The organism is Kitasatospora sp. NPDC004614 (genome assembly GCF_042873675.1).
Taxonomy (GTDB): Bacteria; Actinomycetota; Actinomycetes; order Streptomycetales; family Streptomycetaceae; genus Kitasatospora.
The window spans coordinates 47,123-66,138 of the sequence record NZ_JBIALR010000028.1 but is presented as its reverse complement, the minus strand read 5'-3'; the positions used below and the strand labels follow the sequence as shown (position 1 = coordinate 66,138).

Genomic DNA, 19,016 nt, shown 5'->3' with positions numbered 1-19,016 from the left:
TCATGGCCATGCCGCTGCGTCAGACCGTCCGCGTGTCCACCTACCTCATGCAGCAGAAGCTGAAGCGCCGGGACAAGTTCCCGCTGATCGTGGAGCTGGAGCCGCTGTTCGCCTGCAACCTGAAGTGCGAGGGCTGCGGCAAGATCCAGCACCCGGCGGGGGTGCTCAAGCAGCGGATGCCGGTCGCGCAGGCGGTCGGCGCGGTCCTGGAGTGCGGCGCCCCGATGGTCTCCATCGCCGGCGGCGAACCGCTGATGCACCCACAGATCGACGAGATCGTCCGGCAACTGGTCGCCCGCCGCAAGTACGTCTTCCTGTGCACCAACGCGCTGCTGCTGCGCAAGAAGCTCGAGCTGTTCACCCCGTCCCCGTACTTCACCTTCGCCGTGCACATCGACGGACTGCAGGAGCGGCACGACGCCTCGGTGGCCAAGGAGGGCACCTTCGCGGAGGCCGTCGAGGCGATCAAGGAGGCCAAGCGGCAGGGCTTCCGGGTCACCACCAACTCGACGTTCTTCAACACCGACACCCCGCAGACCGTGGTCGAGGTGCTGGACTACCTGAACGACGAACTCAAGGTCGACGAGATGATGATCTCCCCGGCCTACGCGTACGAGAAGGCACCCGACCAGGAGCACTTCCTCGGCGTCGAACAGACCCGCGAGCTGTTCCGCACCGCCTTCGCCGGCGGCAACCGGCGGCGCTGGCGGCTCAACCACAGCCCGCTGTTCCTGGACTTCCTCGAAGGCAAGGTCGACTTCGAGTGCACCGCCTGGGGCATCCCCAACTACTCGCTGTTCGGCTGGCAGCGGCCCTGCTACCTGATGTCCGACGGCTACGTCCCCACCTACCGGGAACTCATCGAGAAGACCGACTGGGCCAAGTACGGTCGCGGCCGCGACCCGCGCTGCGACAACTGCATGGCCCACTGCGGGTACGAACCCACCGCCGTGCTCGCCACCATGGGCTCGCTCAAGGAGTCGATCCGCGCCGCCCGGGAGACCCTCGCCGCCCCCAAGGCCTGAGCAGCCGTCACGGGCCGCCCGCGTACCCGCGCAGGCGGCCCACGCCGACAGGCGACCGCGACAGCGGGGCCGCAGGCTGGACACCGACCGTCCACCCACCCGCACCAGCCGTGAGGGGTACGCCATGCCACTGCTGAGCCGGATCACCGGGCCCGCCGACCTCCGCCGACTGCACCCCGAACAGCTCCCGCCGCTCGCCGCCGAGATCCGCCACTTCCTGATCGACGCCGTCACCCGCACCGGCGGCCACCTCGGACCCAACCTCGGCGTGGTCGAACTCAGCATCGCCCTGCACCGCGTCTTCGACTCCCCGCACGACCGCATCCTGTGGGACACCGGCCACCAGGCCTACGTCCACAAACTGCTCACCGGCCGGCAGGACTTCAGCCGGCTGCGCGCCAAGGACGGACTGTCCGGCTACCCCTCGCGCGCCGAATCCCCGCACGACCTGATCGAGAACTCGCACGCCTCCACCGCGCTCGGCCACGCCGACGGCATCGCCAAGGCCAACCAACTGCTCGGCGTCGACCGCTGCACCGTCGCCGTGATCGGCGACGGCGCGCTCACCGGCGGCATGGCCTGGGAAGCCCTCAACAACATCGCCGAGGCCGAGGACCGCCCGCTGATCATCGTCGTCAACGACAACGGACGCTCCTACGCCCCCACCATCGGAGGCCTCGCCCACCACCTCGCCACGCTGCGCACCACCAAGGGCTACGAACGCTTCCTCGCCTGGGGCAAGGACGCCCTGCAGCGCACCCCCGTGGTCGGGCCGCCGCTGTTCGACGCGCTGCACGGCGCCAAGAAGGGCTTCAAGGACGCCTTCGCCCCGCAGGGCATGTTCGAGGACCTCGGCCTGAAGTACCTCGGCCCGATCGACGGGCACGACATCGCCGCCGTCGAACAGGCGCTGCGCCAGGCCCGCAACTTCGGCGGCCCCGTCATCGTGCACTGCCTCACCGTCAAGGGCCGCGGCTACCGGCCCGCCGAACAGGACGAGGCGGACCGGTTCCACGCCGTGAACCCGATCGACCCGTACACCTGCCTGCCGATCTCGCCGACCGCCGGCACCTCGTGGACGTCCGTGTTCGGGACGGAGATGCTCGCGCTCGGCGCCGAGCGGCCCGACCTGGTGGCCGTCACCGCCGCGATGCTGCACCCCGTCGGACTCGGGCCGTTCGCCAAGGCCTACCCCGGGCGCACCTTCGACGTCGGGATCGCCGAGCAGCACGCCGTCGCCTCCGCCGCCGGGCTGGCCACCGGCGGGCTGCACCCCGTGGTGGCGGTGTACGCGACCTTCCTGAACCGGGCGTTCGACCAGGTGCTGATGGACGTCGCGCTGCACCGGCTCGGCGTCACCTTCGTGCTCGACCGGGCCGGCGTCACCGGCAACGACGGGGCCTCGCACAACGGCGTGTGGGACCTGTCGGTGCTGCAGGTCGTCCCCGGGCTGCGGATCGCCGCGCCGCGCGACGCCGCCCGGTTGCGCGAACAGCTGCGCGAAGCCGTCGAGGTCGAGGACGCGCCCACCGTGGTGCGCTTCCCCAAGGGGCAGCTCGGACCCGAGGTGACCGCGATCGAACGCACCGGCGGCATCGACGTGCTCGCCCGCACCGGGCCCACGCCCGACATGCTGCTGGTCGCCGTCGGCCCGATGGCGTCCGCCTGCCTGGACGCCGCCGCGCTGCTCGCCGCCGAGGGCATCACCGCCACCGTCGTCGACCCGCGCTGGGTCAAGCCCGTCGACCCCGCGCTCGTCATGATGGCCGCCGAGCACCGGATGGTGGTCACCGTCGAGGACAACGGCCGCACCGGCGGCGTCGGCGCCGCCCTCGCCCAGGCCATGCGGGACGCCGGCATCGACACGCCGCTGCGCGACCTCGGCGTCCCGGAGGAGTTCCTGGCGCACGCCTCCCGCGGTGAGCTGCTGGAGGAGATCGGGCTCACCGGCACCGGCGTCGCCGCCCAGACCGCCGCCCACGCCCGCCGGCTGCTGCCCGGGACCCGCACCGGCGTCCAGGAGTACCGGCCCCGGATGCCGCTGACCGATTGGAGCGAACCAGCGTGACCCAGGCCGAACCGTTCGACCTCGCCGCCCTGCTCGATGCCCGGGGCGGCGAACGCTACGAGCTGCACGCCCGCTACCTCAACCCGCAGCTGCCGCGGATGCTGCACACCATCGGCTTCGACCGGTACTACGAACGGGCGAAAGGCCCGTACTTCTACGACGCCGAGGGCAACGAGTACCTCGACATGCTCGCCGGATTCGGCATCTTCGCGCTCGGCCGGCACCACCCCGCCGTCCGGGCCGCCGTCCAGCAGGTGATGGAGCTGGAGACCGCCGACCTCACCCGCTTCGACTGCTCCCCGCTGCCCGGCCTGCTCGCCGAACAGCTGATCGCCCACGCGCCCGGCCTGGACCGGGTGTTCTTCGGCAACAGCGGCACCGAAGCGGTCGAGACGGCGCTCAAGTTCGCCCGGTACGCCACCGGCCGGCGCCGCGTCCTGTACTGCGACCACGCCTTCCACGGCCTCACCGCAGGCTCGCTGTCCGTCAACGGCGAGGGCGGCTTCCGCAAGGGCTTCGACCCGCTGCTGCCGGACACCGCGATCCCGCTCGGAGACCTCGGCGCGCTGCGGCGGGAGCTGAAGAAGGGCGACGTCGCCGCGCTGATCGTGGAGCCGATCCAGGGCAAGGGCGTGCTCGCCCCGCCGCCCGGCTGGCTGGCCGCCGCCCAGCAGCTGCTGCACGAGCACAAGGCGCTGCTGATCTGCGACGAGGTGCAGACCGGCGTCGGCCGCACCGGCACCTTCTTCGCCCACCAGGCCGAGGACGGCGTGCAGCCCGACCTGGTGTGCGCCGCCAAGGCGCTGTCCGGCGGCTACGTGCCGATCGGGGCCACCCTCGGCAAGTCGTGGATCTTCGAGAAGGTGTACTCCTCGATGGACCGCGTGCTGGTGCACTCCGCCAGCTTCGGCTCCAACGCCCAGGCGATGGCCGCCGGCCTGGCCACCCTGCACGTGATGCGGCAGGAGGAGGTGGTGGAGAACGCCGCCCGGGTCGGCGAGCTGCTGCGGGCCCGGTTGGCCGCGCTGGTCGAACGGTACGAACTGCTCGCCGAGGTGCGCGGTCGCGGACTGATGATCGGCATCGAGTTCGGCCGACCCAAGTCGCTCAAGCTGCGCACCGGCTGGACGGCGCTGCAGGCCGCCCGCAAGGGACTGTTCGCGCAGATGGTGGTCGTCCCGCTGCTGCAACGGCACCGGATCCTCACCCAGGTCTCCGGCGACCACCTGGAAGTGATCAAACTGATCCCGCCCCTGATCATCACCGAGCGGGACGTCGACCGCTTCATGGACGCCTTCATCGACGTCATGGACGACGCGCACCGCGGCAGCGGCCTGATGTGGGACTTCGGCCGCACCCTGGTCAAGCAGGCCGTCGGATCGCGTTAGAGCTCGGTGCGGCGGCGGCGCACCACGACCCACAGGTCCGCCGCCGCCACCAGCGTCAGCAGCCCGCAGCACACCGCGAACACGGTCAGCGTCCCGCTGCTGGGCGCGCCGTGCGGCGACGCGAAGGCCGCCCAGACCGCGAACCCCGCCGTGCACAGCGCGAAGAACGGCAGGAACAGCATCGACAGCAGGAAGCGCAGCTTCAGATCGGTGCGCGCGGTGGCCGGCTCCGTTCCGCTCCGCCAGGTCACCGGAGTCTTCGCCCGCCGCATACGCAACCGCCTCCCTCTACCCTTCCAGCGTAGAACTGTCGGGGTGCGGGGAGGCGGGGCGATGAACGACCGGTTGGACGACTATCTGGGGCTGCGGGTGGAGCCCGCGCGGGCGCTGGCCGTCGAGCGCGGCTGGCGCACCGTGCGGGTGGTGGAACCCGAGGCGCTGCTGACCATGGAGTACCGCTCCGAGCGGCTCAACCTGACCGTCCGGGACGGCGTGGTGGAACGCGCCTGGGCGGGCTGAGGACGCACCGGCAGCGGGCGGCCGGCCCAGTGCGCGGCCGCGGGCTGCGGGCGGGGCACCGGGACCGGCCGGGCGAACCGGCCCTCGCGGTGCCAGACCGCCAGCACCCGCTGGTCCAGCGCGGCGATGGCCGGCTCGGCCAGCGGCAGCGACAGCAGCACCAGCGCACCCGCCGCCCAGCCGGCGAACACGTCGGAGATCCAGTGGGTGCCCAGGTAGACGGTGGTCAGGCCGATCGAGGCCGCGGTGAGCGAGGCCAGCACCGTGCCGGTGCGCCGCCAGCGGGCCGCCAGGTAGGCCAGCACGCCCCAGGTGACCACGGCGTTGGCGGTGTGCCCGGACGGGAAGATGGTGCCGCCGGAGAACAGCTCGGGCGACCCTATGTAGTGCGCGTAGTGCGGACCCAGCCGACCGGTCAGGATCTTCACCGCGCCCACTGTGACGTTCAGCAGCAGCAGTGCCATGCCCATCACCAGCAGCGGCCGTGACGAGTGCGTGCGGTAGCAGCGCCAGCCCAGCCACAGACAGGCCGCGATCGCGGTCGGGCCGCGCTGGCCGGCGACCACCCAGATGTCCAGGTACGGCAGCGCCTGCGGCCACACCTTGTACGGGCGCAGCTGCTGCAGCGACCAGTCCAGGTCGACCAGCGGCGAGTCGAGCACAATGGCCAGCACCACCGCCAGGTAGAGCACGGCGGTGATGCCGAAGAGCAGAACGTGCCGCCGGCTCATCGACGGGGGCGCGGATTCTGTCGGCTCGGTGACGGAATCGCGCTCGGACTGGACCGGAAACGTGCGTGGTCCGGTCGATATCCGCGGCACGGGGGATTCGGGCTTGGCTGGCACCCTTCGACATTACCGGCTGCCTCCGAGCGCCCCGGGCTGTACGGGCAATCTGTCACCCGCCGGTGATCGGTTGTCCGCACTTTCCCCATACGGGCAGTTCGGCGTGCGAGGGGAAGGGCCGTAAAGCGGAGCGGAGTGTGCGAAATCACCCTCTGCGGCGCTCCGGGTGCCGTTTCCTCCGGGTTTCTCCAATTGCCGGGCGGGTAGTGCGGGAACGAAAGAAGCGGCCGATTTCCCGTGACGCAGGTCACTTCCGGGAAATCGGCCGCCGGGTCGGGCGACGGGGTCGGGTCAGGGCAGTACCTTCTCGACGGCTGCCGCGCCGTGCTCCTCCAGGTCCTTCTTCGCCTTCGCGACCCGCTTCGGGGTGACGTCGAGCCCCTGGGCCATCACCAGGTCCTCGGGGTCGACGGGGTTCTCCGCCCCGGTGTGCAGCAGCTTGTCCGGAGTCGGCTTGGAGTCGCTGTCCGTGGTGTCGGTCATCAAGATCCTCCGTGGGTACGCCCGCCGCCGGTGGACGGCGGCGGGAGGTCTGCACGTCGAGTCTGGACCCGCGCCGTGGCGGGCGCACCACGAGACCCCAACTAGTCGAGCGGGCCGCCCGCCACGTAGATGACCTGGCCGGAGACGAAGCCCGCGCCCTCGGAGGCGAGGAAGGAGATGGTGTGCGCGATGTCGTCCGGCACGCCGACCCGCTGGACCGGGATTGCAGAGGCGGCGGCCTGCTTGAACGCCTCGAACTCCATGCCGACCCGGGCCGCGGTGGCCGCCGTCATGTCGGTGGCGATGAAGCCGGGGGCGACCGCGTTGGCGGTGATGCCGAACTTGCCGAGCTCGATCGCCAGGGTCTTGGTGAAGCCCTGCAGGCCGGCCTTGGCCGCCGAGTAGTTGGCCTGGCCGCGGTTGCCCTGCGCGGAGGAGGAGGACAGGTTGACGACGCGTCCGAAGCCGGCCGCGACCATGTGCTTCTGCACCGCGCGGGTCATCAGGAAGGCGCCCTTGAGGTGCACGTTCATCACGGTGTCCCAGTCGGACTCGGACATCTTGAACAGCAGGTTGTCGCGGAGCACGCCCGCGTTGTTCACCAGCACGACGGGGGTGCCCAGTTCGGCGGCGATGCGGTCGACCGCGGCCTCCACCTGTTCGGCGTTCGAGACGTCGGCGCCGACGGCCAGCGCCCGGCCGCCCGCGGCGACGATCGCTTCCGCGGTGCCCTTCGCGTTGGACTCCTCCAGGTCGACCACCGCGACCGCGTAACCGTCGGCGGCCAGCCGGAGCGCGGTGGCCGCGCCGATCCCGCGGGCCGCACCCGTCACCACGGCCACACGCACCGGAGCGTCTGCGGTCACGGACGTGCTCTGCTCGGTCATCTTCGTACTCGTCTCTCTCGAAGTCGGACGACGGGACCGGCTCGGGCCGGTGACCCGCGGATGAGATTTGAATGAGGTGCGCAGCGCGCAGCGCGGCAACCCTACCGGCGAGTAGAAATTCCGGCCAGGGGCAGCGCCGCAGGTGACGGAGGGTGAGGGCGCTCGGCGGCCGAGTGGGTGAACCAGGTTGGTCGTGACCCCGACATAGGGGGGAAATATGCCAACTTTGCCGAACCTGCGACTACTCTGCGCCCCTACCTGCCGGTCCAGGCCGACCGTTTGTATAGTGTGCGCCAGCAGCCACCGGCTGCACGGCCGGCGCGTCCTTACTCACAGCGGGATGCTCACTCGCCGTTACTGCCCCGCTCGGGTGTCCCACACACACCGCGAGCGTGACACCGGGACGGATTTCATGGTGCTGGGGGAGATCCCGACAACCCGTGTGCCCGGTCGACTGCAGCAGTCGCCCGGTCACCTCATCCGCGTGGCCCAGCAGGTACACACCCGCTTGTGGTCCGAATACGTCGGTACCGAGCTGACGGCTCCGCAATTCGCGGTGCTGCTGGTACTGGCACTGGAGCCCGGCGCCGACCAGCGAACGGTCGGCGAACGGGCATCGCTCGACAAGGCGACGATGGCCGAAATGGTCGCCAGGCTGGTCCGGCGGGGCCTGGTGCTCCGCCGCCGGGACCCGGCCGACGGTCGTCGCAAGCTGCTGGCCCTCTCGCAGAGCGGTGCTCAGGCCGTGCGCGAGGCGACCGGCGGCGTGGTCCGGGTCCAGCGGACCCTGTTCGAGTCGCTGAGCCCGGACGAGCAGCTGGAACTCGTCCGGACCATGGCACGGATCGCCCGGCTGGAGCCGGCCGCCGTTGCCGTGATGGCCGACGCCCGGCCCACGCTGGACGCCCAGCGTGCCATCGGCTACCTGATCCGGGTCGCCCAGCAGGTGCACACCAAGCTCTGGTCGGAGAAGGTCGGCACCGAGCTGACGGCTCCTCAGTACGCGGTGCTGGACGCGCTGGAGACCGAACCGGGCGCCGACCAGCGCACGGTCGGCGAGCTCGCCTCGCTGGACAAGGCGACGATGGCCGAGATGGTCAGCCGGCTGGTGCGACGCGGCCTGGTGCTGCGCCGCCGCGACCCCTCGGACGGGCGCCGCAACCTGCTCTCGCTCTCCCCGACCGGCCAGGAGCTGTTGCACCGCTCCACCGCCGGGGTGCGTGAGGTCCAGGAGGCGTTGCTCGCTCCGCTGGAGCCGCACGAGCACGCGCAGGCTCTGGCGCTGCTCGCCAAGGCGGCTCGGCTGTAACGATTCTGCAAAGCGTCGTCCAATTTTTTGGGCGACGAACGCGCTCCGGCGGGCACGCGGCACCGCTCGGACGCTCCGGAAGGGGCCGACACCTCGTCAGGTGTCGGCCCCTTCCGGGTTGTTCCGGCCGTCACTCTCCGTGCTGACTGGGCGTCAGCTCGAGCTGACGTGACGTCAGCCGCGCGGGGGAACGACGGGGCGTCAGTTCCAGTCGAAGTCGGCCGGGTCGGGGCCGATCCGCTTGCCGGTGGCGACGGCTGCGATCGCCGCGAGGTCCTCGGCGTCCAGCTCGAAGCCCGTCACGTCCAGGTTCTCCCGGATGCGGGCCGGGGTGACCGACTTCGGGATGGCGATCACGCCGCTCTGCAGGTGCCAGCGCAGCACCACCTGGGCCGTCGAACGGCCGTGCTTCTCGGCGATCTTCAGCAGCGCGGGCTCGGCCAGCAGGTCGCCGCCCTGGCCCAGCGGGCTCCACGCCTCGGTGGCGATGCCGTGCTCGGCGTGGAAGGCGCGCAGCTCGGCCTGCGGGAAGTACGGGTGCAGCTCGACCTGGTTCAGTGCCGGGACCACCGAGGTCTCCTTGAGCAGCAGCTCCAAGTCCGCGATGTGGAAGTTCGAGACGCCGATCGCGCGGACCCGGCCGTCGGCCTGCAGCTGCTCGAAGGCGCGCCAGATGTTCACGAACGCGGGGCCGTGCATCGCCCGCGGCCAGTGGATCAGGTACAGGTCCAGCTGCTCCAGGCCGAGCTTGGCCATCGACTCGTCGAAGGCGCGCAGCACCCGGTCGCGGCCCTGCTCGCCGGACCAGTCGAGGGTGCCGGAGTTCCACAGCTTGGTGGTGACGAACAGCTCGTCACGGGCCACGCCGGACTCGGCGATCGCCTGGCCGGTGCCCGCCTCGTTCTCGTAGATCGCGGCGGTGTCGATCGAGCGGTAGCCCGATTCGATCGCGGTGTGCACCGCCGGGACGGCCTCCGCGTCCGGCACCTGCCAGACACCGAAGCCGAGCTGGGGGATCCGCACGCCGTTGTTCAGCGTGATCGACGGGATCGGGGGTACTGCGGGAGTGCTGGTCACGAGAAGGGGTGCCCTTCGGTCGGGTGGCTGTGGGGAGTTTCCAAGAGGGCGGCAACCGGGTTGAACAGCGGAGTATTCCCGATGGGCAGGAGTTCCCCCCAACAGGGGAAACGCTTCGGGGGCCGCAGCCGGATCGGGCAGAACCGCGAAAGGGCGTGTGGCGTGTATCACAGGTGATTCCGCCGCGTCCCGGGGAGGGTGGTCCGGACGGGTGAATGGGCGGGCCCGGCGGTGGTGGTGCGGCGGTCGGTGGGCGGGCCCGGGCCAGACTGCCGGGGTGACCAAGACTTCAGGTTCTCCGTCAAACCAGCGCGGTGAGATCGGCGGCGTCCCGACCCGGTACATCGGTATCGGCGTCATCGTGGTGCTGGCGATCTGGTTCCTGTTCGCCAACCTGGACAAGGTGAAGATCCAGTTCTGGGTCTTCACCGTCACCTGCCCGCTCTGGATCGCGCTGCTGGCCACGCTGCTCGCGGGAACGGTGCTCGGCTGGCTGCTGAAGGGCCGGCGCACCCGGTGACGGCGCCGCAGGAGGCCACGGGGCGGTCGGCCGGAGAGCCGCTGATCGAGCTGCGCCGGGTGAACAAGCACTACGGGCAGCTGCACGTGCTGCAGGACATCGACCTGACGGTGGGCCGGGGCGAGGTCGTGGTGGTGATCGGCCCGTCCGGGTCGGGGAAGTCCACGCTGTGCCGGGCGATCAACCGGCTGGAGCCGGTGGAGAGCGGCGACATCCTGATCGAGGGCCAGCCGCTGCCCGCCGAGGGCAAGGGCCTGGCGAAGCTGCGGGCCGAGGTCGGGATGGTGTTCCAGTCCTTCAACCTGTTCGCGCACCGGACGGTGCTGCAGAACGTCACGCTGGCCCAGATCAAGGTCCGCAAGCGCGGGAAGGCGGCGGCCGAGACCAAGGGGCGGGCGCTGCTGGAGCGGGTCGGACTGGCCTCGCAGGCCGACAAGTACCCGTCGCAGCTGTCCGGCGGCCAGCAGCAGCGGGTGGCGATCGCCCGGGCGCTGGCGATGGACCCGAAGGCACTGCTGTTCGACGAGCCGACCTCGGCGCTCGACCCCGAGATGATCAACGAGGTGCTGGAGGTGATGCGCTCGCTGGCCGCCGAGGGGATGACCATGGTGGTGGTCACCCACGAGATGGGGTTCGCGCGTTCCGCCGCCAACCGGGTGGTCTTCATGGCGGACGGGAAGATCGTCGAGGACCGCGTCCCCGAGGAGTTCTTCGCGAACCCGCAGAGCGAGCGCGCCCGGGACTTCCTGTCCAAGATCCTGAAGCACTGAGGCGGCGCGGTGAAACAGCGGTACATCCTGCGCGCACTGGCGCTGTGCGCCGTGCTGCCCGGCCTGGCGGCCGGCCTGTCCGGCTGCGGCAAGGAGGGCACCCCGCCGCCGAAGGGCCCGCAGCCGAGCGCGCTGCCCAGCTACCAGGTGCGCAACAACACGATCACCGGCTCGCCCACCCTGGACGCGGCCCGGGCGCGCGGCCACCTGGTGGTCGGCGCCAAGGAGGACCAGCCGTACCTGGGCCAGAAGAACCCGGCCACCGGCGAGTACTCCGGCTTCGACATCGAGATCGCCAAGATGGTCGCCGCCGACCTGGGCTTCGCGCCCGACCAGATCGAGTTCCGCACCATCGCCTCCGCCAACCGGGAGACCGCGCTGCAGAACGGCCAGGTCGACTACTACGTGGGCACCTACACCATCAACGACAACCGCAAGAAGCTGGTCGGCTTCGCCGGCCCGTACTTCATCGCCGGGCAGGCGCTGATGGTCCGCAAGAACGAGACGAAGATCAACGGCCCGCAGGACCTGGCGGGCCGGAAGGTCTGCTCGGCCGCCGGGTCCACCCCGTACCAGCGGATCCAGACCAATTACCCGAAGGCCAAGCTGGTCGGCTACGACACCTACTCGGCCTGCGTGGACAACCTGATCAGCAATCAGGTCGACGCCGTCACCACCGACAACGCGATCCTGCAGGGCTACGTGGCCAAGGTCCCCGACGAGCTGAAGATGGTCGGCGAGCCGTTCTCCACCGAGCCGTACGGCATCGGCGTCCCCAAGAACGACACCGTGCTGCGGATGGCGATCAACGACGCGCTGCAGCTGAACATGGACAACGGCAACTGGAAGAAGGCGTACGAAGCGACGCTCGGCCTCTCCGGGGTGCCCGCGCCGCAGCCCCCGGCCATCGACCGGTACAAGTGAGCAGGGGGCGCGGATGAACGTCCTGACCAGCAACTGGTCCACCTACTGGCACGGCTTCCTCGGCACCCTGTGGCTGACCCTGGTCAGTGCCGCGCTGGCGCTGGTGCTCGGGGTGGTCATGGCGGGCTTCCGGGTCTCGCCGGTGAAGCCGCTGCGGGCCGTCGGCACCGGGTGGGTGACGGTGCTCCGGAACACCCCGCTGACCCTGCTGTTCTTCATCGTGGTGCTGGGCCTGCCCCGGTTCCACATCACGCTGCCGTTCTTCACCTTCGCCGTGCTGGCGCTGGGCTGCTACACCTCGGCGTTCGTCTGCGAGGTGCTGCGCTCGGGCGTGAACACCGTGCCGACGGGGCAGGGTGAGGCGGCCCGCAGCCTGGGTCTGACGTTCGGTCAGACGCTGAGCCTGGTCATCATGCCGCAGGCGTACCGCTCGGTGGTCGCCCCGCTGGGCAGTGTGATGATCGCGCTGGCGAAGAACACCGCGATCGCGGGCTCGTTCAGTGTGGTCGAACTGCTCGGCACCTACCGGACCATCAACGAGCTGGGCTACAGCATCGTCTGGACCTTCGTCTGGATCGCGGTCGGCTATCTGATCATCACGCTGGCGATCAGCGCCCTGTTCAACGTACTGGAGCGACGGGTGGCGGTGTCCCGATGACGGTGGAGTCCTCCGCGCTGTACGACATCCCCGGGCCGAAGGCGCTGGCCCGGCACCGGCTGTACGGCATCCTGACGCTGCTGGTGATCGCCGCGGTGGTCGGCTGGGTGATCTGGATGCTGTTCCACACCAACCAGTTCACCCACCAGAAGTGGATGGCCTTCGAGTACAAGGGCGTCCAGGAACTGCTGCTGCGCGGCCTCGGCAACACGCTGAAGGCGTTCGGCTGGACGGTGCTGTTCGCGCTCCCGTTCGGCGCGCTGTTCGCCGCCGGACGGCTCTCCGACCACCGGGCGGTGCGCTGGGTGTCCACCCTGGTGGTGGAGTTCTTCCGGGCCATGCCGCTGCTGGTGATGATCTTCTTCATCTTCGTCGCGCTCAAGGTCGAACCGCTCTGGGCGCTGGTGGCCGGGCTCACCCTGTACAACGGCTCGGTGCTGGCCGAGGTGTTCCGGGCCGGCATCCTCGCCGTCCCCAAGGGGCAGAAGGAGGCCGCGTTCGCGCTCGGCCTGCGGAAGACCCAGGTGATGACGTACGTGCTGGTGCCGCAGGCGGTCCGGGCGATGTCGCCGACCATCGTCAGCCAGCTGGTGGTGGCGCTGAAGGACACCTCGCTGGGTTTCCTGATCACCTACGAGGAGTTCCTGCACGCCGGGAAGCTGATCGCCACCAACCTGGACTACGACCTGCCGTTCATCCCCGTGGTGATGGTGATCGCCCCGGTCTACATCGGCATGTGTCTGCTGCTGTCCTGGCTGGCCAAGTGGCTGGAGCGGCGCGCTCGGCGCAGCCCGCGCGAAGGGGCGACGCCGGTCGCCGAGGCCGGGCCGGTGCTGGACGGGCAGGGGTAGGGCCTTTTCGGACGCTGGAAAAGCGGTGGGTTCGGGTCGGGGCGGTCGGCTAGGGTCGGAAAGTCTGTGACCGAGCGCACACGAGGAGTTGCCGAATGTCCGTGCTGCCCAGCCGGCAGGGCCTGCCCGATGCCGAAGTGATCGACCGGCGGGACGGGCCGTACGGCGAGGTGGCGCTGCGGCGGCGCGGTGGGCACTACGAGATCATCGCGAACGGGTGCTTCCTGATGGACACCACCGACGGGCGGTCCGAACGGCTGCTGATCCAGGCGGCGTTGGACTCGGTGGGTGCGGGGGGCGGATTGAGTGTGCTGATCGGTGGGCTGGGCGTCGGCTTCTCGCTGGCGTACGCCGCCGCCGAGCCGCGGTGGGGGCGGATCGCCGTGGTCGAGCGGGAGGGGGCGATCATCGACTGGCACCGGAGCGGGCCGCTCGGGGCGTTCTCCGCGGGCGCGTTGGACGATCCGCGGGTCGAGGTGGTGCACACCGATCTGGTGGCGCATCTCGGTTCCACCGGGGAGCAGTACGACGCGCTGTGTCTCGACATCGACAACGGGCCCGACTGGACGGTCGGTGAGGAGAACGACGCGCTGTACGGCCCGGTCGGCCTGGCCAATGCCGCTGCCCGGCTGCGGGCCGGCGGCGTCCTCGCGGTGTGGAGTGCCCAGCCCTCCGCCGCTTTCGAACAGGCGCTGCGGGACGCCGGGTTCATCGATGTCCGGAGCGAGGAGATCGCCGTCGAGCGCGGGGTGCCCGACGTGGTGCACCTGGCGCGCCGGGCCGCCTGACGGGGCGCGGCCTTCACGCGGCCGAACCGCCGGATTCGGTGCGGAAGTTGTGCCCGTGACGCGTTCACAACAGCGCTCGCGTGCGGCATGATCACCATCATGGCGGACGAGAAGACGGACCTCCTGGCGTGCCTCTGGGACGAGTTCAACGCCATGCGGTTCCCCAACGGCTGGTACGACCAGGAGCCCGAAGGCACCTGCCTGGTCACCCTGGGCACCGTCCTCACCGGATTCGCCGCCAGCGTCCTCGACGGGCCGTCGCTCGGCGCGCGGCACCGCGAGCACCTGCGCCGCCGGATCGTCCTGCTCGGCGAGCTGCTGCCGACCTTCGCCGTCGACCGCTACGCCTCGCGGTACTTCGTCGCGCTGTACCGGATGGCGGTGCTGGCGGAGGAGATCGACCTCGAGCGGGAGGAGATCGACCTCGAGCGGGGAGGCGGAGGGATTTAGCCGGCGGAGAGGGCGGCGGACAGGACGGTGCGGAGCTGCTCCAGTTCGTGACGCCAGGCCGGGCCCTCGTCCGACTCGTCCCAGAGCTCGGCGAGTTCGGATTCCTCGCTGAGCACGCCGGCCAGTGCGTTCAGGGCGAGGCGGCGTATCTCGGGACCGAACAGGGGGAGCGGCTGGTCCGGTCCGTACGCGGTGGTGATCGGGGTGCCGCCCGGGCACTGGGCGGCGACCAGGGCGGCAGCGGCGACGATCTGGCAGCCGTCGTCGGCATCCAGGTCGTCGAACTCGCCGACACCGCCGCCGAGTACGGCGCGGATCAGGGCCTCGCGCTGCTCCGGGGCGGCCTCGTCGAGGTCGCCCGCGAAGTCGGCGGCGGTGTCGTTGTCGAACGGGCCGATGTCCCAGGCACCCATGGTGATCTCCTTCGGTAGCAGCGCGGAGATCGTCGCAGGGTGGACTGACAGGTCAGGTGTCAGACAGCGGGCAGGGTGCGGGCGAGGAGGGGGAGCAGCCGGGCCCAGTGCAGGCGGAGCGCGGCGGGATCGAAGGCGTCGGTGTCGGGCATGGTGAAGCCGTGGACGGTGCCGGGGTAGATCTCGGAGGTGTGGCGGACCCCGGCGGCATCGAGGGTGTGGTTGAGTTCGGCGAGGGCCTCGGGCGTCAGATCGCTTGCGGCGTGGCCGAGATGGACCTCGGCGGTGAGTTCGGCGAAGACCTCGGGTCCGTCGGCGGCCACCGGGGCGTGGAACGCGGCGAGGGCGGCGACCCGGTGCGGGTGGGCCGCGGCGGTGCGGACGGCCTGGAGGCCGCCGATGCAGTAGCCGGTCACGGCGACAGGGCCGGCGGCGACCTCGGGGCGGGCGGCGACCTCGGGGCGGGTGGTGAGGAAGCGCAGGTAGGCGTCGGCGTCGCGCAGGGCGCGTTCGCGGGTGTGCGCCGTGATCAGCGGCATCAGGTGGGTGAAGAGGTCGTGCCGGGCGTCCTCGCCGATGTACGCGGGGAGTTCGAGCACCGGGGCCGGGCCGTGGCGATAGAAGAGGTTGGGGACGAGCACGTAGTAGCCGTGGCCGGCCAGCTCGCGGGCCAGGTCGCGCAGTGCCGGGCGGATGCCGAAGCCGTCCGGGTACATCAGTACCGCCGGGTGCGGGCCGCCCTCGGAGGGGAAGGCGGCGAGGGCGTCGGCGTGGCCGTCCGGGGTGGGGATGTGCAGCAGGTCGGTGCGGGGCTGGGCGGGCATCAAGTCTCCTGTCGTGGTTGACGGTTGGATGAGGTGTCAACTCGACGGAGGTGGGGCCCGGGCGGCGCTCAGGGGAGGGCCGGGTCGCCGATTCGTGTGTGGCGCGAGGCCGTCCCGGTCGTCATGGTCGGACAAGGTAGTCGACCGGACGGGGCGAGGCCAGCGGGCCTGGTGGGTGGCCGGGTGGGTGACGAGGTGGCCGGGTGGCCGGGTGGCCGGGTGGCCGGGTGGCCGGGTGGGCGATGGGGTGGCCGGGGAATGCGGAACGGCGAGCCCGGGGTGGGCTCGCCGTTCGTCAGGTGCGGATCAGCCGAAGGGGCTGTTGGCCGGCGGGGGCGGCGGGGACTGCGGTGCCGCCGCAGGGGCCGGCGGTGCGGAGAGACCGCCGAAGGGGTTGTAGTCGGCCGGGGGGACCTTGACCAGGCGGCCCTTGGTCGGGTCGGCCTCCTCCGGTTCCTCGGCGGCGGGGGCTGCTGCTGCCGGGGCGGGGGCTCCGAAGGGGTTGAAGTCCGCCGGGGGGACCTTGACCAGGCGGCCCTTGGTGGGGTCCGCCGCCTCCGGCGGGTCGGCCGGGGCCGGGACCGCCGGCGGGGCGCTGGGCCGGGGCGGGATGTTGCTCGGCGGGCCGGTGATGGTGCCGAACGGGTCGGACGGCTCGGAGGACAGGACTGTCCCGAACGGGTCGGCGGAGGCCGCGCGGGCCGGCGCCGGGGCGGCGACCGGGGCGGGCGCCGGGGTGGCGGCAGGGGCTGCTGCGGCCGGGGTTGAGGCTGCGCCGAAGGGGTTGAAGTCGGCCGGGGGGACCTTGACCAGGCGGCCCTTGGTCGGGTCGGCGGCTTCGGGTTCCTCGGTGGAGGGGGCTGCCGCTGCCGGGGCGGGGGCTCCGAAGGGGTTGAAGTCCGCCGGGGGGACCTTGACCAGGCGGCCCTTGGTCGGGTCGGCGGCTTCGGGGGCCGGTGCCGGTGCTGGGGTCGGGGGTGCGGCCGGTGCGCCGAAGGGGTCGGCGGCTGCGAAGGGGTCGGGTGCGCCGAAGGGGTCGGCGGCCGGGGCGGCGGGCTCCGGAGCGGCGGGGGCTGCCGCTGCCGGGGTCGGGGCTGCGCCGAAGGGGTTGAAGTCGGCCGGGGGGATCTTGACCAGGCGGCCCTTGGTGGGGTCGGCGGCTTCGGGTTCGGGCTCGGGTTCGGGTGCCGGGGTGGGGGGTGCGGCCGGTGCGCCGAAGGGGTCGGCGGCTGCGAAGGGGTCGGGTGCGCCGAAGGGGTCGGCGGCCGGGGAGACGGGTTCCGGGGTGGAGGGGGTTGCTGCTGCGGGGGTTGGGGCTGCGCCGAAGGGGTTGAAGTCGGCCGGGGGGATCTTGACGAGGCGGCCCTTGGTGGGGTCGGCGGCTTCGGGTTCGGGTTCCGGCGTGGCCGCCGGGGCGCCGAACGGGTCGGCGGCCGGGGCGGGTTCGGGCGCGGCCGGGGCGGCGGCCTGGGCTGCCGGGGCCGGGGCGCCGAAGGGGTTGAAGTCCTCCGGGGGAACCCGGACGGTGGTGCCCTTGGCGGGCTCCTCCGGGGCGACCGGGGCCGGGGCCGGGGCCGGGGCACCGAACGGGTCGGCGGAGGCCAGCACCGGGGACGGCTGCTGGGCCTGCGGATCGGCGGGGGCCGGGGCACCGAAGGGATTGAAGTCCGAGGGCGGGACCCGCACCGAGGTGCCGGACGGGGCGTCGGGCTGCTCGGACGTCGCGACCGGAACCGGCGGGGCGACAGGCACCGACGGCGCGGCGGACTGCGCCGGAACGGCCGGGCTGTGAGCAGGAACGGCCCGGCCGACCGGCACCGGGGCCGGGGCCACGGCCACACCGTCCCAAGCGAGTTGGACCGAGCAGAGCAGGTCCGCGAAGACCGAGGTGTAGACGTCCCAGTCCTCGGTGTCGGAGGTGGTCAGCTGCACCGTCAGGACCGTCGCCCCGTCCGGCATCGGCACGAACGCCTCGACCACCGAGCTGTACACCACGCCGCCGGGGCGCTCGTCGTGCAACTCCTTCAGCGCGGGCATCGCCCGGTTCTCCACCAGCACCGCGGCCGGGCCGGCCGGCAGCAACACCGTCCACACCTCGGAGTACGGGCGCTCGGTGGACAGTTCCACCGCCAGCTCCTGGATCGGCTGCGCGCACGGGACGGTCGACACCACCAGCGAGACCCGCGAACGGCGGCCGTTCACCAGCAGCGTCGCGACACCCGCGTAGGCGACGTTCGAGGCGGCGAACTGCTCGGACAGCAGCGCCGCCACCACGGCGAAGTCGTTGCGCTCGGCCGGGGACGCGCCGGAGAACAACTCTTCGGCGGTCTCGGTGAGATGGGCGGACAGGGCGTTGCCCGAACCGCGCACCGTCAGAGTGTGGAACGCCGGCGGGACGACAAGGCGCGCCTCGACACCCGAGCCGGTCGACAGTTCGTCAGGGGCGACCGTCACGCGAGGTTCGGCCAGGGCCGCGAGGGCCTGGGTGAAACCGGCGAGCGGCTCGGTGTCCACCGGGGTCGGCTCGGCGTGCAACCGCAGCGCGGAGACCGACGCGGGGTCGGTCAGGCCGAGGGCCGAGGCGGCGAAACGCTGCGTCAGCACCGGGACGGCCTCGCGGCCGGCGTTCGCGTTCGGGCGGCGGTTGGCGGACACCTCGATCACCGTGCCCAGCTTCGGGACGGAGAGCAGGCCCGGGCCGATCTGGCTGATCCGCAGACCGAACAGGGCCTTGGCGGCCGGATGCTGAGGCCGACGGAACGCGGTGAATGCGTCGATCGGGTAGTGGGTGGCGCGGCTGCCGAGAAGTGCGGCGCATGCCGCGTCCAGCGTGGCCGTGATCCGGTCTGCGGCGGCGAAGCCTTCCTGCGTCATTCGCCGAGCCCCCTCGTTCTCGGGTGTGGACAGTTCAGCCACTTTGTATCAGACGTGGACGACGTGGGTTGAGGGGTCGTCGGGGGTGGGGTGGGTGGTGTGGGTGGGGGGTGTGGGGTGAGGTGGGGTGAAGGGGCGTTGGGGGGTGGGTGGTTGGGGGGTGTCTGCGGCGCGGGGTGTGGGGGATGGGGGTGGTGGCGACGTGGGTTGAGGGGTCGTGGGAGGGCGGGTGGGTGGTGTGGGTGGGGGGGTGTGGGGTGAGGTGGGGTGAAGGGGCGTTGGGGGGTGGGTGGTTGGGGGGGTGTCTGTGGCGCGGGGTGTGGGGGATGGGGGTGGTGGCGAC

19 protein-coding genes are annotated in these 19,016 nt (G+C 71.5%); 11 read left to right on the top strand and 8 right to left on the bottom strand.

The genetic code is table 11. The features are described from left to right. Positions 1-2: 2 nt before the first annotated feature. The 3 genes from hpnH to ACFYST_RS34405 all read left to right on the top strand — a co-directional run bounded on the left by hpnH (position 3) and on the right by ACFYST_RS34405 (position 4,481). The gene (gene hpnH / locus ACFYST_RS34415) at positions 3-1,025 is read left to right on the top strand and encodes an adenosyl-hopene transferase HpnH (protein ID WP_387645151.1); all 1,023 of its coding nucleotides are present in this window, start codon (positions 3-5) and stop codon (positions 1,023-1,025) included. 124 nt (positions 1,026-1,149) lie between these two features. Further along, on the top strand, positions 1,150-3,093 hold the full coding sequence (dxs, locus tag ACFYST_RS34410) for a 1-deoxy-D-xylulose-5-phosphate synthase (protein WP_387868185.1): 1,944 nt from the start codon (positions 1,150-1,152) through the stop codon (positions 3,091-3,093). Continuing rightward, a complete protein-coding gene (locus ACFYST_RS34405) occupies positions 3,090-4,481 on the top strand; it encodes an aspartate aminotransferase family protein (RefSeq protein WP_387868183.1) in 1,392 nt (463 codons plus the stop codon). The genes dxs and ACFYST_RS34405 overlap by 4 nt, the downstream gene beginning before the upstream one ends. On the opposite strand, the gene ACFYST_RS34400 is transcribed toward ACFYST_RS34405, so the two are convergent. The 4 genes from ACFYST_RS34400 to fabG form a co-directional block, all read right to left on the bottom strand. Next, on the bottom strand, positions 4,478-4,732 hold the full coding sequence (locus ACFYST_RS34400) for a DUF6343 family protein (protein ID WP_387868180.1): 255 nt from the start codon (positions 4,730-4,732) through the stop codon (positions 4,478-4,480). The two genes, ACFYST_RS34405 and ACFYST_RS34400, sit on opposite strands and share 4 nt — an antisense overlap. 102 nt (positions 4,733-4,834) lie before the next feature. Further along, positions 4,835-5,731, bottom strand: coding sequence for a phosphatase PAP2 family protein (locus ACFYST_RS34395; RefSeq protein WP_387645140.1), 897 nt, complete (start codon positions 5,729-5,731; stop codon positions 4,835-4,837). A gap of 405 nt (positions 5,732-6,136) precedes the next feature. Then, complete coding sequence (locus ACFYST_RS34390) at positions 6,137-6,328, bottom strand: hypothetical protein (protein ID WP_387645137.1); 192 nt, start codon at positions 6,326-6,328, stop codon at positions 6,137-6,139. 101 nt (positions 6,329-6,429) lie between these two features. Next, complete coding sequence (gene fabG / locus ACFYST_RS34385; RefSeq protein ID WP_387868179.1) at positions 6,430-7,215, bottom strand: 3-oxoacyl-ACP reductase FabG; 786 nt, start codon at positions 7,213-7,215, stop codon at positions 6,430-6,432. Between the two features lie 484 nt (positions 7,216-7,699). On the opposite strand from fabG, the gene ACFYST_RS34380 reads away from it, so the two are divergent. Then, complete coding sequence (locus ACFYST_RS34380; protein ID WP_387645132.1) at positions 7,700-8,524, top strand: MarR family winged helix-turn-helix transcriptional regulator; 825 nt, start codon at positions 7,700-7,702, stop codon at positions 8,522-8,524. A gap of 201 nt (positions 8,525-8,725) precedes the next feature. On the opposite strand, the gene ACFYST_RS34375 is transcribed toward ACFYST_RS34380, so the two are convergent. After that, complete coding sequence (locus tag ACFYST_RS34375) at positions 8,726-9,601, bottom strand: aldo/keto reductase (RefSeq protein WP_387868178.1); 876 nt, start codon at positions 9,599-9,601, stop codon at positions 8,726-8,728. Positions 9,602-9,878: 277 nt separating this feature from the next. Here ACFYST_RS34375 and ACFYST_RS34370 point away from each other — a divergent pair, with 277 nt between their 5' ends. From ACFYST_RS34370 to ACFYST_RS34340, 7 genes are all read left to right on the top strand, one after another. Further along, positions 9,879-10,121 (top strand): LapA family protein, encoded by a 243-nt coding sequence (locus ACFYST_RS34370; RefSeq protein ID WP_387868176.1) that lies wholly within the window; start codon positions 9,879-9,881, stop codon positions 10,119-10,121. A gap of 41 nt (positions 10,122-10,162) precedes the next feature. Beyond that, positions 10,163-10,891: an amino acid ABC transporter ATP-binding protein gene (locus ACFYST_RS34365; RefSeq protein ID WP_387868217.1), complete on the top strand. Its 729-nt coding sequence runs from the start codon at positions 10,163-10,165 to the stop codon at positions 10,889-10,891. A gap of 9 nt (positions 10,892-10,900) precedes the next feature. Beyond that, positions 10,901-11,815, top strand: a complete 915-nt coding sequence (locus ACFYST_RS34360; protein WP_387645123.1) for a glutamate ABC transporter substrate-binding protein — start codon at positions 10,901-10,903, stop codon at positions 11,813-11,815. A gap of 13 nt (positions 11,816-11,828) precedes the next feature. Further along, complete coding sequence (locus tag ACFYST_RS34355) at positions 11,829-12,473, top strand: amino acid ABC transporter permease (protein ID WP_387645121.1); 645 nt, start codon at positions 11,829-11,831, stop codon at positions 12,471-12,473. Beyond that, a complete protein-coding gene (locus tag ACFYST_RS34350; protein ID WP_387868174.1) occupies positions 12,470-13,324 on the top strand; it encodes an amino acid ABC transporter permease in 855 nt (284 codons plus the stop codon). Before ACFYST_RS34355 ends, ACFYST_RS34350 begins: the two co-directional genes overlap by 4 nt. A 95-nt stretch (positions 13,325-13,419) precedes the next feature. Next, on the top strand, positions 13,420-14,112 hold the full coding sequence (locus tag ACFYST_RS34345) for a spermidine synthase (protein ID WP_387868171.1): 693 nt from the start codon (positions 13,420-13,422) through the stop codon (positions 14,110-14,112). 99 nt (positions 14,113-14,211) lie between these two features. Next, positions 14,212-14,562: a hypothetical protein gene (locus ACFYST_RS34340; RefSeq protein WP_387868169.1), complete on the top strand. Its 351-nt coding sequence runs from the start codon at positions 14,212-14,214 to the stop codon at positions 14,560-14,562. Here the strand turns inward: ACFYST_RS34340 and ACFYST_RS34335 are convergent. The 3 genes from ACFYST_RS34335 to ACFYST_RS34325 all read right to left on the bottom strand — a co-directional run bounded on the left by ACFYST_RS34335 (position 14,559) and on the right by ACFYST_RS34325 (position 18,673). Next, positions 14,559-14,975, bottom strand: a complete 417-nt coding sequence (locus ACFYST_RS34335) for a DUF4259 domain-containing protein (RefSeq protein WP_387868166.1) — start codon at positions 14,973-14,975, stop codon at positions 14,559-14,561. The two genes, ACFYST_RS34340 and ACFYST_RS34335, sit on opposite strands and share 4 nt — an antisense overlap. A 59-nt stretch (positions 14,976-15,034) precedes the next feature. Continuing rightward, the gene (locus tag ACFYST_RS34330) at positions 15,035-15,799 is read right to left on the bottom strand and encodes a dienelactone hydrolase family protein (RefSeq protein ID WP_387868164.1); all 765 of its coding nucleotides are present in this window, start codon (positions 15,797-15,799) and stop codon (positions 15,035-15,037) included. A gap of 306 nt (positions 15,800-16,105) precedes the next feature. After that, complete coding sequence (locus ACFYST_RS34325) at positions 16,106-18,673, bottom strand: hypothetical protein (protein WP_387868162.1); 2,568 nt, start codon at positions 18,671-18,673, stop codon at positions 16,106-16,108. Positions 18,674-19,016 lie beyond the last annotated feature (343 nt).